Origin of the sequence: Streptomyces minutiscleroticus, from assembly GCF_014650875.1 — a bacterium.
Taxonomy (GTDB): domain Bacteria; phylum Actinomycetota; class Actinomycetes; order Streptomycetales; family Streptomycetaceae; genus Streptomyces; species Streptomyces minutiscleroticus.
The window spans coordinates 1-14538 of record NZ_BMVU01000104.1; the positions used below are offsets into that span (position 1 = coordinate 1).

Consider the following 14538-nt stretch of genomic DNA (forward strand, 5'->3'; position numbering starts at 1 on the left):
CCTACACCACCGCGGTGGTCGGCCTGCTCGCCGAGCGCGCCCCGGGACTACTGAAGGTCCTGCGTGAGGCCGATCCGGAGTACGTCCTGCTCGACGGACCCTCGCGGAGTGCGACCCGGGCCAGGGCCCTGGTGGGCGGCCTCATGGCCGAGCCCGCCGCCCTGGCGATGCAGGCCGACCGCGGCCAGGCACGTCAGGTTCTGAGGTCCGCGCTCGACGCGTACGGCGCGGGCCGCGAGCCGTCCGCGGAACCGGTCACGGGCGACGGGGCCATCCTGGTGCTCCAGGCGACCGACCGGTACGGCCTGCCTCTTCTCTTCACCGTCGACGCAACCGCCGGCGAGGACGCGAAGGCAGTGCGGTGGAGCGCCCTCGCCGTTCTGGACGACCGCGACGACGTGCTGGGCACCGACGAGCACAAGCTGCGCTGGCGCGCCTGGCTGTACTGGTCGAACCTGCTGCAGTTCCTGGCGTTCGCCGGCGGCGACGGCGTCCAGCTGGCCGGCAGCCGTGCGGCCGCCTTCCCGGTCGACGTGCTGGCCGTCACGGGCGGCATCGGCGAATTCGACTCACTCATCGCCGCGCACCAACCGCAGGAACCGTCGACGGCGTTGGCGCAGGACGTGCCCGCCACCGCAGCGGCCGAGGCGGAGGCCGACGGCTCCGTCGCCGAGCGGGCCGTATCCCGGCTGCTGCGCGACGCCGCTTGGGACGAGGAGATTCTCCCCTTGCTGGAAGAGGACGAGCCGGATTCGGCGCTCACCCGGCTCGCCCGCAAGCTCGCCGAACACGGCAAGCAGGCTCCCGTCTTCGGCTACGAGCTCGGTGCACGAGGTTGGCCGGCCGACTTCGCCTGGCAGGACCCCGGCGTCCGGATCGCCGTCGTCGCCCCGCCGCACGGCGAGGACGACGAGGAAGCTCACCGGCGCGACAAGGCTTACACCGACGCGGGCTGGACGGTCCGTACGGCGGCCGACTGGCTCGACCACCTCGAACCGCTCCTCGACGCACTCCCCGACGCTCCGGAAGCGGGCGCCACGAACGACCCTCACGACTCCCATGGCAACGGAAGGCAGCACTGATCCCATGACCGCCCGGCTCAGCCTGTACCAGAAGGCCGAACAGGAGCTGTACAAGCTCGATCGCTCGGTCAAGGGGAAGTTCTACGACTTCTGCCACCGCTTCCGCGAGGACCCGGACCACCCCGGCCTGGACCTCAAGCCCCTCAAGGGCGATGGCCGGGTCTTCCGCGCCAAGATCGACCAGTCCTACCGGGCCCTGCTGGCCAAGGCCGGCGTCGACGACAAGGGGCAGGAGAACTGGCTGGTCATCGCGGTACGCCACCGCAAGCACGTCTACGAGGAACTCTCGGTCGCGATCAACCGGATCACGGGCGAGATCGAGTTCGTGGACCTCTCCGTCGTGGGCGAGAGCGTGCTGCAGCGCGCGGGCATCACCCTCACCCCCACCGAACCCGAGCCCCAGCCCACCCCGGAGCCCGCGCCCGAGCCCGCCCCGGCCGCCGCGGAGCCCCTGCTCACCGGCGTCACCGCCGACGACCTGCGTGACCTGGGCGTCGCCGACCAGCTCATCGACCTCGCGCTCGCCGTCACCGACAGCGACGAACTCGACCAGCTGGTCACCGGCGCACCGCTGCTGTCCAAGGACATCCTGTACGGACTCGCCGCCGGCATGTCCCTCGACGAGGTCCGCAAGGAGATCACCGCCCCGGTCAAGGTCGACCTCGGCCAGGACTACGAGCAGGACCTCGGTGCCGCGCTCGCCCGCACCACCGTCACCACCATCGACGCCGACATCCAAGCCGCCCTGGACGAGGGCGACTTCCGGGCCTGGAAGGTTTTCCTGCACCCCACCCAGGCCAAGCTCGTCCACCACACCTACAACGGTCCGGCCCGCGTCTCGGGCGGCCCCGGTACCGGCAAGACGATCGTTGCCCTCCACCGGGTAAGGCACCTCGCGGAGCAGCTCCCGCCGGGGCACAACAAGCCCATCCTGCTGACGACGTTCACCAAGAACCTCACCACCGACCTGCGCGCCCGGCTCGCCTCGCTGATGGAGCCCGAGCTGCTCGCCCGGGTCGAGATCGCCCACATCGACCAGCTCGCCGCGCGTGTCCTCAGCGAGAACGCCGTCAAGGGCGCGGTCAGGCAGCGCGTCTACGACACCGCCGCGCTCAACGTGCTGCGCCAGCTCCTGCTGGAGCTGGACGAGCGCCGCTGGGACGCCGAGTTCCTCTACGAGGAGTGGGACCAGGTGATCCTCGGCCAGTCCATCGGCACCCGGAAGGCGTACTTCGACGCCCGCCGCGCCGGCCGCGGCCGCTCCGTCACCCGCCCTGAGCGCGCCCAGATCTGGAAAATCCTGGAGCAGTTCACCACCCGCCTGGACAAAGAAGGCCTGGAGACCTGGGGTCAGGCCGCCGAGCGCGCCGCCCGCCTCGCGATGGAGCGTGACGCCAAGATCAGAGAGCGGCAGGAGTACAAGGAAGCCATCGGCGGCAAGGACCTCATCCACCGCGACGACGGCTCCGGCATGCGCTTCCTCCACCACCGGTACCGCCACATCGTCGTCGACGAGGCCCAGGACCTGCGCGCCGCGCACTGGAAGATGCTGCGCGCCATGGTCGCTCCCGGCCCCAACGACCTGTTCATCGCCGGCGACACGCACCAGCGCATCTACGACCAGCAGGTCACCCTCGGCACCGTCGGCGTCCACATCCGTGGCCGCTCGTCCAGGCTCACCCTCAGCTACCGCACCACCAAGGAGATCCTCTCCCGGGCCATGCAGGTGGTGAACCTCACCGGCAAGGACCTCGCCTACGACGACCTCGACGACAGCACCGACAACCTCAACGGGTACCGCTCTGTCCTCCGCGGCCCTGTCCCCGACCTGGTCCCCTGCACCTCCTGGGACGACGAACTCGCCCAGCTCGCCGCCACGCTGACCGCCTGGCGCGAGGAAATCACGACAGGCAACGGCGGCACCGGCCAGCGCCGCGACCCGCGCGGCAGCATCGCCGTGTGCGTCGCGGAACGGGACATGGTCAGCCAGGTGATGTTCCACCTGGCCACCAAGGCAGGGATCACCGTCGCCGAACTCACCAAGGACGGACCCAAGGGCGACGGCGAGGTGCACGTCGGCACCATGCACCGCTTCAAGGGCCTCGAATACCAGAAGCTGGCCATCGTCGGCGCCCGCGACGGAGTCATCCCCCGCACCGCGGTCATAGAGCGCTACCGCACCACCGACCCCCAGCGCTGCGCCCGCGAGGAACTCAAGGCACGCTCGCTGCTCTTCGTGGCCGCGACCCGCGCCCGTGACGCACTCCGCATCAGCTGGCACGACAAGCCCAGCCCGTACCTGCCAGTTTGAGCTGTTACGCCTTCCAAGTGGGTCAGCGTTCGGGACGTGCCGTACGAATGCTGACCCACTTCAGCAAACGGAAGGTGGGCTGAAAGCGCGAAACGGGGCCACGCATTGCGGACACTGATGACGCCGAGTCATCGGCCCTCATGAGGCGCGCACCGCTTACCGGTCTTCGTTAGGGCGGGGCCAGGTAGGGGTTGAATCCTTGACGGACACACGTCGCGTGTCGGCCAAGTCGGCATAGTCACGTGTCAGCGCAGGTTTCCGACCACTCGGAGCTACCGCCTGGCCGCTCGGAGCGTCAAACGAGTGTCATGGGCAGCCCGGGGGGCGCTTCTGCTGAGCCGCACCAGCGAGGTCTTCCAACAACGCATCGGCCACCAGCTCCTCCACGACCGCCGTGCCATGCTCTGCCATGGCCTTGGCCAACTCGGAATCCCACGGCGCCTCGGTGATGCGCCCTGGCTGAGGGCCATGTGGGTGGCGGAGGACCGCTGCGCGGTAGTCCGCTGCCGTCATGTGCCAGGGATGCGCCGATGTCTTGTTCATGACGTACGCGGCGATGCGGATGCCTTCGCCGTCGAAGTCGCCGTGGTAGCGAAGGACGGCGCCGTGGTCCGCGAGCAGGCGTAGGAGCTGAATCGCAGCGCTGTTGGGCCAGCCGGATGTGCAGACGAGTGGCGGGCAGTGGCGGCCGAAGCGACGTATGGCCATTGCCAGGATGCTGGGGTTTTCCACGACGTGGACAACGGCTGGTGAAACTGCGCTCAGGGTCAGCTCGCCCGGGGCCCGGATTTGGGCGAGAGTCAGACTGGCTGCCTGGCCGGCCTCGGTGCACACGCGGGTCACATGGGCGAGTAGGCCGTCACCGGCCGCGCGCAGTCCGCCGACCAGGACGGTGGCGGACAGGTCGTCGTCGGCGATGCCCGCACGAGTCCACAGGGCGCGCCGGTCGGCCGTGGACTGCGGGAGAGGCATGTCGTACAAGGTTGCTAGCGCGCGCAGGACGAGCGTGGACAGCGGGGTGCCGTCGTCGAGGGCGTGCGCATGGCCGTTCAGGACCCGGGCAGCGAATACAGGCAGCGGTTCGGCCTGGCCGGGCAGCGCCGTGAGTACCTTGAGCGCGTCCGTGAGCAGGGTACGGGTGCGTTCCGCCGAGCCGCCGATGAGGCCGGCAGCCCGGCAGGAGGCGGCCCAGTCCGAGAGCACCGGCTGCGCCCGTACGGTGTCGTGGTCGGCCAGCCAGGACCACAGTGCCGCGCGTTCGCTGTCCTCGCGTCGCCGCTCGCCCGCCCGGTCGCCGAGGGGGCCGATGAGTTCGGTGACTATCTCGCGTACCGTACGGCCGCCGCACAGTTCGGTGACGGCCTCTTCCAGGCGGGCGAGCGGGACAAAGGGGCGAGGGTCCGGCAGGCGGTCCAGGCCGAGGAGGTCCGCAAGGGCCTCGCGCTGAGTGTCGTCGAGCGGCCCCAGGCGCACCCGTGTGACGGGACGGCCGGTGGAGAGGCGGTTGTGGACCGTGTGCCAGAGCGTGAGGAGTTCGGGGCGGCGCAGGGTGGCCTCGCCCGGGGTCGGATCCGTGTGGGTCATCCCGTCTCCAGGTCGGTGCCGTTCCAGACGAAGCGTGCGCTGGTGACGGCGTCGTCGCCCTCACCGGTGAGGAGTTGGTGGACGGCGATGCCGGGCAGTTCGCCGTAGGTGCACCACTCGTGGTCGGAGGTGATCATGAGATCGAGGTCGAGTGCGGCGAGCAGGGCGAAGACCTGTCCGCGGTTGACGGTGTCGACGCCGACGAAGACCTCGTCCAGCAGAATAGGCCGAGGTGCCAGGGGAACGGCCTCGTAGTGGGCGGCGACGGCGGCGAACAGAGGTAGGTGCAGGGCGATGGCCTTCTCTCCACCGGACAGCGCGCCGTGCAGCTTCTTGGTCAGTGGCTGCCAGCCGGTCCCGTTCGCCCGGTCGAGGCGGACGGTGAAGCGGTGCCAGGCGGTGTAGTCCAGCACTTCGCCGAGCTGTTCCTCCCAGCTCGCGGCCGTGTCGCTGCCCTTGGCCTCCTCGATACGGGCGCGGAAGAACGCATGCAGTGCCTCCCGGTCGGTCTCGGTGATCCGGCCGGAGTCCTTGAGCAGCAGCTGACGGGCGGTGCGGGTGCTGTCCGGGAGATCGGCTCGGACGTCCCAGACGAGCTGGACGGCGACGTTGGAGGCGGTCCGCACCTGCTCCAGGTGCCTGTTCATGCGGTCGACGAGTTCGCCTGCCTGGCGGATGCGGGCCGCTAGGTGGCGGCGGATGTCCCCGGTGAGGATCTGGTCGAAGAGGCGTTGTTCCGCGGTGGTGATGTCGTCACGGCTGCGGTCGCGCTCCTGGGTGAGCGTGGCGAGCAGGCCCGTCGCCCCCACCCGTACGCCATCCAGGGTGGCGGTGAAGAGCTGGATGTCCTCGTCGGGTTCCAGGTCCAGGTCGGCACGGACGCCGAGGCGTTGGCGGGCCTCGTGGACCGCCTCCGACAGGCGGGTCGCGGCGTCGCCCAGATTGCGTGGGGCGTGCGGGACGTTGGGCCATTTCGCCGCTGCGGCACGGGCGGCCTCCAGGGTGGCCTTCGTGCCGTCCCCGGCGTCGGGCTCCAATGTCATGCCGGCGTCCTCGGCCAGCCCGACCAGGCACAGATGCCGGAACCGGCGCGCCGCACCGTCCCGGGCCGCGACGGCCTGCTCCCGTCGTTCGGCGTCCTGTCCGCTGGTGGCGCGCAGTCCCCCGATACGTCCTTCCAGGTGTAGCAGGAGATCGGCTGCCCGGCTGGCTTCATCACGGCAGCGGCGCAGTTCGGCCCGTGCCTCGGTGACGCGGGCGACGATCTGCCGGTAGTCCTCGCCGACGGTGGCCTCCACCGCTTCCAGGCGCGCCTTCAGGCCCGCCGCCTCCGCTTCGGCGGCATCCGCGGCTTCGGCCTGTTCTTCGGCGGCTCGATGTGACCGCTCTGCCTGGGCAGCCGTTCGCCGGGCACTGTCGGCGGCGGTGGTCGCGGCAAGGCGGGCGTCTACCCAGTTGTCGGCGGTGTCCCGGAATCTGTCGATGCCGATGGAGAGTTCACGCAGTTGGTCGCGGTCGGTGGGCAATCCGTGTTCGGCGCCTCGGCGGGTGAGCGCGCGCAGGGCATCCGTCACCTTGTTCTCGATGCGCGCGAGGCGGCTGGCGACATCGCGTACAGCGTCGTCCCGGGCGGCCACCGTCTCCTCGGCTCGGCCCCAGTCCCGCCGTCGGGCGTCGAGTTCCTGGTAGTCGGGGTAGGCGCGGTCGGCGTCGAGCTGGGCGCGGCGGGCAGCGAGGCCGCGCAACCGGTCGTCGAGTGCGGCGAGGGAGGCGTTCGTCTCGCCGATGCGCTCGGTCAGTTCGCTGATCTTGCGTTGCCGGAACCGTTGCCGTGCGAGGGCGCCGATGTATGCGGGTTCCGGCTTGCTCCACGTCCCGGTGGCGAGTGCGAGACGCCAGCCGCCGTCGGCGGATATGGCCGCGGGGTGATCGCCGGACAGCGTCGTGCCGTACGCGATGCCGGCGAGCACGCGCCTCACGGTGGCGGTGGGGACGGGGATGTCCTCCTCTGGCCTCAGTACCTCCAGCAGGCTGGGCCCCGGGGCGGGCACGGCCAGGGCGGCCTCGGCGCGGGTGTCGTGTCCCGGCAGCGTGATCCCGTCATACGGACTGACCCAGGCGTCCAGGAGGCCCGATACCTCCAGCGCTGCCTCGACTGCGGCCTGAACGGTGAGTGGGACACCTTCGTGGAAGGCGATCAGCCGCCACAGCGGTGCTCCCGCCGTCGCGGTGCGGACGGCGGTACGGGTGGTCGGGGGCGCGGGCGCAAGGTCAGTCTCGCCGCTGAGCCGTCCTACCTCCACCTTAAGTCGGCTCCGCTCGTCCCGCAGGCTCTGGCTGGCGGCTCGAACAGTGGCCTCCGCCGTGGCGATCTCCTGTTCCAGCGGGCGCGCGGCTGCTTCGACCAGCGCTCTCACTTCGGTCTCGGTCGCAGCCGTGGCGGCCAGATCGCCGACATCGGCGATGCGTAGTTCCGTGCAGTTCTCGGCCCAGGCGAGCAGCCGTTCCGCCTGTACGGCGAGAGCGTCGTCGAAGGCGCCGGATGCCGCATCGCGCCGGACGATCGCCTCCGCGAGTCGGCTACGGGCCTGGTCCAGTAGGTCTTCGGCGGCACCCCGGTCGCGTACGGCACGGTCGTGCTCGTCGATCGCCTCGGTGATGTGACCGACCTGCTGGCGTCGCGCGGTGACCGCGCCGCGCAACAGCCGTCGGGCCTGGCGGGCTCCACTGTCGTCCTTCGTGCCGGTGGGACCGGAGTCCTCGGATGGGCGGCCGCCTGTCCACGCCGTGCCGCCGCCCAGGTCTGCGATGTCCCGTTCCGCTCCGAGGATCGTCCTGATCTCGTGGTGGATGGATTCCATGCCCGCTGCCCGGGCCGACCGGTGTGCCTCCTCGGCGAGGTCACGCGCGTGCTCGTCGAGTGCGCGTGCTTGCCCGGCAGCCTCCTCGGCGTGTTCCTGATCCTTCTTCGCTGCGGCTTGAGCGGCCTGGGTCCTGGCGCGCTGCCGTCCGGCGGCGGCGGTCACGTCCTGCGTGCGGCGCCGGAGCCGGTCGAGTTCCTCACCCTGCTTGTAGGCGTCCCTCTCGCGCAGGCCCTCGACGGTCTCCTCCAGGGCGTGCGCACGCAGCTCCTGTTCTTCGCGCCTGGCCCGGGTCGTCTCGCGTTGTGCCAGTGCCTGTTCCAGTTCTTCGGCGCTCTGGCGGGCCACCCGGGTGAGATTGTCCATCTCGGTGGTCGCCGAGATCAGTGCCGCGGTCCCGGCGCGCAGCACCCGTCGCGCGTAGGCCCGCTGCCGGGAAGCGACGGTCTCGGCCGCGCTCACCTCGTCGTCGAGCCGCTTGAGATGCTCACGCTGGCGGTCCAGCCGCTCGAAACCCTCGGCGAGTTCGGCGATCTCGCCCTCGCCCAAGGGCGGCAGGGCGCGGGACAGCAGGGTGGAGAGCAGGGACGGGTCGAGCCGTTCGGACAGTTTGGGCTGGCGCAGTTGAAGCAGGGCGGACAGCAGTGACTCATAGCGCTGCTCCGCCATACCGGCGAAGAGTTCGCGTCGTACGGCCGTACGGTAATCGGTGGCCGAGGCGTGCACCTCGCCATGGTCGCGGAGTGCCTCGACGAGAGCGGCACGGGTCAGCGGCTGCTCCGCGTCGTTGACGAGGCGCACGCCGTCGGGGTGGGCGATCCGGGAGCCGGTGGTGAAGTAGTCGACGTGCACCCCGCTGGTGTGCACGCTTGCCTGCAGGCGTGCCCCGCAGCCGAACCACCGCACGGTGCCGTCGTCGCCGGCGCGGCGGAACTCCATCCACACGTACCCGACACGGGTCTTGCCGGAGGCGCCTTCGCCCAACAGGTTCCAGTGCATGGTGCGCTCCGAGCCGCCGAAGGTGGACAGGCGGTTGGGGCGAAGGCTGGCGTCGAAGAGGAAGGGCAGCAGCAGTTCGAGGGCCTTGGACTTGCCCGATCCGTTCTGGCCGCGCAGCAGCAGACGACCCTGGTGGAAGGTGAAGGTCTCGTCGTAGTAGCGCCAGACGTTGAGGATGCCCGCGCGGTGCGGCTGCCAGCGACCAGGGGCGGCTCGCGTCGCAGAGGCAGGTGTCCCGGCCGGCTCGGTGGACTCCGGCTGCCGTGGAAGGGGAAGCTCGGTCACACTCACTGCTGGTCTCCTTCTGCGACGACACCAGCGGGAGCCGTGGCGCCTGCCGTCTCGCGTGGGCTCGCGTGCTGCTGGGATCCGCGCTTGGCCTCCGGATCCGCACTCGTCGTCTCCGTCAGCCGGTAGCGGTGGGCGGCCGGGTTCGCGACGACACGGCCCCGGGTTATGCGGGCGAGGCCAACATCGCGCAGGACGCGTACCGCGTCGTCGGCCAGCCGGGCCGCGCCGTCCTGCGACTGATACGCCTTCGCCCAGCGTGGGAAGCGGCGCAGCAGATCCGCTCCTGCCTCGCCGAGCTGTTCGGGCAGCAGTCCGGCCGGAGCGGCGCAGAGCGGCTCCAGGAGGAGCAGCGCGGCGACCCGGGCCGTGGAGGTGTCGTCGGGGAAGCGGACGTCGGTGGCGATCCCATCCGGGTCCACGACCAGGAAGCCCTCGGCCCTCTCCTCCAGGAGGAAGCCCGCCTGCTCGACCGACCGGCGCATGATCTGTCGCCCGGTCAGGGAGGTGACGTACGCCAGCTCGTCCTCGGTGAGGTCCGTCCGGTACAGCACAGGGTCATCGAAAAGGCGACGCAGAACAGAGTGACGCAGCTTCAGGTTGCGCTGCGCGTCCGTGGCGGCACTCTCGCCGTGCGTCTCGTTCACCGTCCCGTCGACGGCCACGGCGCCGTAGCGGCGCTCGAGGACAAGACCGGTGAGCAGTTCTTCAAACCGTGCGGGCACATCGTCCGGGGGCACGGCGAGCCGGGAGGCGCCGACGGGCGCGGCAGGCAGCCGCATCAGCAGTGTGGTGTCCACGCGGTAGAGAACCTTCGCCTCCGCAGACTCGACGTACGCCTCGGTCGTGCCGTCCACCGCGCGCAGCACGTCGTACGACTCCAGCAGCTTCAGGACGTCGACGAACGCCATCCGTTCCGGCCGGTGGACAGGGTCGAACGCGGCCAGCGCCCGGTCGGCCGCCGTGGCCTGGACGACACGGTCGGCAAGCATCCCGATGGTCGTCATCGGCATCGACAGCAGCTCCGCCGCGGTCACACACAGCAGCACGTAACGCCGGCGGTCGAACGGCGCGCGGCCGGCACGCGCTCTGCGAGCCGGACGGGAGCCGTCCAAGTCCACGCGGACCTTGGCGAGGCGGGCGTAGCCGCGGCGGGGCTCGATCGTCAAGCTCCAGCCGCACGTGTAGTCGAACCACTGGACCAGCGGCTCGCGGCGGCGCCGTACCAGGTCGAAGCCGACCGGGTCGGCGGCCTCCGTCAGCAGCGGGCGGGCCAGCAGCAGGCGGATAGCGCGCGCGACGTCCTCCCTCTCCGTGGCGGCAAGTTGATTGGCCAGAGTGCTCATCCGGCGGCCTCCTGCTGCTCGGTGCGTGGGGTCGGGAAGGCGCTCGTTCCGCCCGCCGCGGTGATGTGAACGACGTAGTCCGGACCGGCCAGTGACCCCCTCGAGGTGCGCAGTACGGCGGTGCGCTCGTCGGGAGGGGGAGCCAGCACGATCTCCACCCGGCCGTCCCCCGTCGTGGCGCGGCGTAGGCCACCCGCATCCGGTCGGGCGGACAGAGCCCGGCCCAGCAGGTCGAGCAGCCGGTCGAAGACCGCGGGATCAAGCGCGCCGAAGGACGACAGGCGCACGGCTCCGCCCGTCTCCAGCACTTCCCAAGCATGTGCGAGTTCCGCCCGCTCCGCGCGGGCCCGCTCGGCGCGCTCCGCCCTGACAGCCGCGACGTCCCGCACCCGGCCCGTGCGGGTGAAGCGCTCCGTCCGTCCGCTCGTCCGCAAAAGCGCCGACACCTCCACCGGTGGGGCCTCGTGCCAGGACTGGGACGACGGGATCAGCTCTGGGTCGGGGTGCACGAGGTGAGCGTGGCGTGCCGATCCCAGACCGAAGGCCGACGACCACAGCCGGTGCAGGTCCTCCTCCTCCGGGGCAGCGGCAAACCAGCGCGCCAGCTCCCGGAAGTCCTGCACTGCGCTGGAGGAACGGCGCCGTGACTCGTTGATCCGCTCCAAAACCTGCAGGAGCGAGACGATGGCTCGCCGGGCAATGTCATGCAGCTGCTCGATTCGAGGTCGCGCCCCGTCCTCCGGCAGGAACCACGCCCGCAGGCCCGCCCAGCGTGCCCGCCTGCTCTCCAGCCAGCCGGCCGCCGGATGCTCCCCGGCCACCGGCGGCAACTCGGCCCCGCGCAGAGCCCGCTCACGCAACAGGGCAACTCCCCGCTCCTCCACCCGTGCCACGGCCGCGGCGACCGTCTGCCCGCGTCGGTCGAGGTTGACCAGGAACTCCTGTAGATATGCGACGGTAGCGGCCTTGACCTCGCGGAACACCTCCAGATCCGCGCCCTCGGCACGCAGCAGCCGCTGCAGTTCGCCGTTAAACGCCTTGGTGTTCTCCACCAGAGCGTCCAGATGCCCCTCCAACTCCCGGAGCGTGGCGAAGATCCGCCGATCGGCCGAGGCGGGCTCCGCAAAGAGCACGCACAGCTCGTCCAGCCGGTCGGCAATCGCCTCCAGCACGGCCGTCTGCAGCGCCCCCGTAGAGGACAGGACCTCGAGCGCGTGCTGCACACCAGCGAGTGCGGCCTCACCCCGACGGGTCAGTGAGTAATGAAGGTTGCGCCGCTCGTAGTCCTCGGCCGTGCGGTAGTTCTCCGCGTGGTTGTGCACGACGTCCAGCAGTTCCCACTGGACGAGCTTTTTTAGCACCTCGTGCAGTTCCTCGTCCCCGACCGCTGCCAGCCATCCCACGCCTCGCAGCCGCTCGCGCACCGCCTCGAGTCCCAGCGCCGTCTCCAGGTGCTCGCCGGCCACGCCGAACGCCTCCAGCACCGCACCGTATAGATCGGACCTCTCCACGGTCGTGAACCGGAACAGCTCCGGTGGAACCCTGCGCACGCGCGCCTCCCCTCATCACCGCCACGGCGGCCTCCTAGTCCTCACCGTAGAGGTGAACTGCCCCGGGTTCGGTAGAGATCTCAGATGTTGGGTGTGACCTGGGGTTTTGTGGTTGTGAGGTAGTGGTTGTTCTCGTATTCGACGGGTGGGACGTGGCCTGTCTCACCGCGGAGTCGCCGGTGGTTGTACCAGTCGACGTACTCGGCGGTGGCGAGCTCGACGTCGGACAGCGTCTTCCATGGCCGCCGGGGCTTGATCAGCTCGGTCTTGAACAGGCCGATCGTGCTCTCCATCAGGGCGTAGAAAGACGCCGCGGCTTTGAGGATCTCGTTCGCCCGCATGAGCTCGGCGTTCCCCCTCTTCAGCCGCTTCAGCTCGGCCGACTCCTCGGTCGTGGTGCCCGGCCAGGCGTCGGCGTCGACCTGGTCCTGCCGGACCCACTTGCGCAACGTCTCGGTCGTGCCGATCCCAAGTTTCGCGGCGACCGCTTTCATCGCGGCCCACTCGGTGTCGTAGTCGGGCCGCACCTCGGCGACCATCCGCACCGCACGACGGCGCAGCTCAAGCGGGTACTGGGAAGGACGTGCCATGACTCGATCCTCTCAAACGATCGAGTCCCTATCGAACCCGGAACGGTTCACTGTGACCTGACCGAGTTGGTCTGTGAGGTCGTAGGAGTAGGTGGTGACTTGACCGCCGGCATTCTTGCGGATGATCTGTCCGAGGTTGTTTCGGTCAAAGGTGGTCGTCTGGCCCAGGACGTTGGCGCGGGAGATGAGCCGACCAGCAGGGTCGTAAGTGTAGGTGAGAGTGCTTCTCTGCACTTCACTCTCATGGGTGAAGGCAGGTATGTGACTTCGCATAGGGCCTCGAGATGGATGGGATGGGGTCAGGGGTGGCGGCGCCGGCGACCGCAGGGCAGATCCCCACGCGTCGGTAAGATCAGCGCTCTCATTGGGGGTGCGATGCGAACATCAGGGCGGGGCGGCGGGGGGCAGAAGTACGCGCTGACCTCGGACGAGGACGACAGCGACTTCTGGTGCTTCGCTTACGAAGCCGAGGGATTGTTCACGTCCCTGCCGGATGAGGAAGGTGCGCGCCGAGTACACCTCGTGGGTTGCCTCCCGCAGGGTGGCCTACTGAGGTGCGTTGACCATGTCGGCAGTCGTCGTGCCGTGGCGGGGAACGTCTGGTTCGAGCTCCTCGACGGTGACGGCGCCGCGATGGGGTCCTACTTCGTCAACGAGGTCATCGTCATCGACGTCAAGCCCTCCGCCAGTGGTGCCGGCCTCGTCGACCTCACGGTGACGCTCTGGTGCGAGAACGCGCTGCCCGGTGCGGAACGACCGTGGGAGCTGGTCCGCACCGGTCACCTGAACCACACCGGAATGTGGCACGGGCTCACATCCGAGGACCGACACGCGTGGCTGTCGGTGGCCCTGTGGTCCCGGGAGTACCAACGCCAGGGGAAGCCCGATGCGCCTGCAGGCCAGGTGTTCACCTTGGATGGCCGACACATTGTTGACCGGGACACCTTCTACTGCGCGATCGGTGAGGCCATCAACGGACCCGGTGGATACTTCGGCTGGAACCTGGACGCTCTGGACGACTGTCTGAGAGGTGGCTGGGGCGCGACCACTCCGTTCACCCTGCACTGGGACTTTTCTGCCGAGGCTCGGACGCGGTTGGCGGAACGCGTGCCCGCCGGTGATCGCGAGCTTGTGCTGTTCGACCTCCTTCTGGAGATCTTCGAGCAACGGGGTGTGAGCGTCATCCTTAGGTGACAGCTCGTTGCTTCGAGGCATCGGTCTGGGGAACGTCATTCGGACGTCTGCGGACGGCGGCGTGCGGGGATGCCGAGGTGGACAGCTGGTCGCTGGGCTCGGCGTTGGGTCTCGTCGCGCTTCGCGCGGAGGAAGGTGAGGGTGAGGTCGATGCCCTCGATCTCACCGATCCAGCCTTCGGCCTCGGCCTGCGTCCTGCGTTGCAGGAGGTCGGTTTCGAGCTCGGAGAGCTGGGCGGGCTTCTTGGGATTGGCGTGGAGCATCGGGCGACGGATGCAGGCGTGTTCGTGCTGGCAGGGGGTGCCGTAGGGGCGTCCGCAGGAGCCGAGCTCGACCTTGCGGCGGTCGAAGTGCTCCTCGAACTCGGTCCACTCCTGCTCTGTGGCGTCCCGGTACTCCTCCGAGGGCCGGACCTGGCGCCTCTGGTGGAGGTGGGCCTGGTAGTGGCGGATCACATCCTCGTCGAAGACGGCGACGTAGCCACGGGTGGTCTGGATGCTGAGGTGACCGAGCAGTGCGGCACCGATGTGGGACCTTGTCCCTTGTGAGTGGACACCCTTCGTATTGTTATGCGGCAAGTGTGAAAATAGCTGACTGCTGCTCGTAGACGATCGGAGCCTGTTGTCCGTTGGCCGCGTGCCGTCGGCGGGTGTTGTAGCGGGCGATCCAGCGGAAGACGGCCAGGCGGCAGTCGCGGGCGCCGTCGAAGCGGCGGGCGCCCTTGAGCGTTTCG

At 69.6% G+C, this 14538-nt stretch carries 9 protein-coding genes and 2 pseudogenes; 4 read left to right on the forward strand and 7 right to left on the reverse strand.

All coding sequences use genetic code 11. The features are described from left to right. The 3 genes and pseudogenes from IE271_RS38645 to IE271_RS38655 all read left to right on the forward strand — a co-directional run. Nucleotides 1-115: pseudogene (locus IE271_RS38645) on the forward strand (IS5/IS1182 family transposase); the annotation flags it as partial. A gap of 28 nt (nt 116-143) precedes the next feature. Then, entirely contained in the window at nt 144-1082 is a 939-nt protein-coding gene (locus tag IE271_RS38650; protein ID WP_190195137.1) for a hypothetical protein, read from the forward strand. Nucleotides 1083-1086: 4 nt separating this feature from the next. After that, nucleotides 1087-3393, forward strand: coding sequence for a UvrD-helicase domain-containing protein (locus tag IE271_RS38655; protein WP_190195145.1), 2307 nt, complete (start codon nt 1087-1089; stop codon nt 3391-3393). 306 nt (nt 3394-3699) lie between these two features. Here IE271_RS38655 and IE271_RS38660 read toward each other — a convergent pair whose 3' ends face one another. From IE271_RS38660 to IE271_RS42960, 6 genes and pseudogenes are all read right to left on the reverse strand, one after another. Then, on the reverse strand, nt 3700-4977 hold the full coding sequence (locus IE271_RS38660; protein ID WP_190195138.1) for a TIGR02679 family protein: 1278 nt from the start codon (nt 4975-4977) through the stop codon (nt 3700-3702). Further along, entirely contained in the window at nt 4974-9128 is a 4155-nt protein-coding gene (locus tag IE271_RS38665) for a TIGR02680 family protein (protein ID WP_190195139.1), read from the reverse strand. The genes IE271_RS38660 and IE271_RS38665 overlap by 4 nt, the downstream gene beginning before the upstream one ends. Next, complete coding sequence (locus tag IE271_RS38670) at nt 9125-10471, reverse strand: TIGR02678 family protein (protein WP_190195140.1); 1347 nt, start codon at nt 10469-10471, stop codon at nt 9125-9127. The genes IE271_RS38665 and IE271_RS38670 overlap by 4 nt, the downstream gene beginning before the upstream one ends. Beyond that, on the reverse strand, nt 10468-12021 hold the full coding sequence (locus IE271_RS38675; protein WP_190195141.1) for a TIGR02677 family protein: 1554 nt from the start codon (nt 12019-12021) through the stop codon (nt 10468-10470). Before IE271_RS38675 ends, IE271_RS38670 begins: the two co-directional genes overlap by 4 nt. 80 nt (nt 12022-12101) lie before the next feature. Further along, nucleotides 12102-12314, reverse strand: coding sequence for an IS3 family transposase (locus IE271_RS42955; protein ID WP_229919901.1), 213 nt, complete (start codon nt 12312-12314; stop codon nt 12102-12104). 9 nt (nt 12315-12323) lie between these two features. Continuing rightward, nucleotides 12324-12611 (reverse strand): annotated as a pseudogene (locus IE271_RS42960) (transposase); the annotation flags it as partial. 585 nt (nt 12612-13196) lie between these two features. Between IE271_RS42960 and IE271_RS38690 the strand changes: the two are divergent. After that, nucleotides 13197-13805 carry a barstar family protein gene (locus tag IE271_RS38690; RefSeq protein WP_229919899.1) on the forward strand — a complete coding sequence of 203 codons (609 nt, stop codon included), beginning with the start codon at nt 13197-13199 and terminating at the stop codon, nt 13803-13805. A gap of 35 nt (nt 13806-13840) precedes the next feature. On the opposite strand, the gene IE271_RS38695 is transcribed toward IE271_RS38690, so the two are convergent. Further along, on the reverse strand, nt 13841-14383 hold the full coding sequence (locus IE271_RS38695) for an integrase (RefSeq protein WP_229919900.1): 543 nt from the start codon (nt 14381-14383) through the stop codon (nt 13841-13843). Between the last annotated feature and the right edge of the window lie 155 nt (nt 14384-14538).

Coding starts and splice junctions, on each gene's coding strand:
- IE271_RS38650 (WP_190195137.1), top strand. CDS start 144: ATGGCCGAGCCCGCCGCCCTGGCGATGCAGGCCGACCGCGGCCAGGCA.
- IE271_RS38655 (WP_190195145.1), top strand. CDS start 1,087: ATGACCGCCCGGCTCAGCCTGTACCAGAAGGCCGAACAGGAGCTGTAC.
- IE271_RS38660 (WP_190195138.1), bottom strand. CDS start 4,977: ATGACCCACACGGATCCGACCCCGGGCGAGGCCACCCTGCGCCGCCCC.
- IE271_RS38670 (WP_190195140.1), bottom strand. CDS start 10,471: ATGAGCACTCTGGCCAATCAACTTGCCGCCACGGAGAGGGAGGACGTC.
- IE271_RS42955 (WP_229919901.1), bottom strand. CDS start 12,314: ATGGAGAGCACGATCGGCCTGTTCAAGACCGAGCTGATCAAGCCCCGG.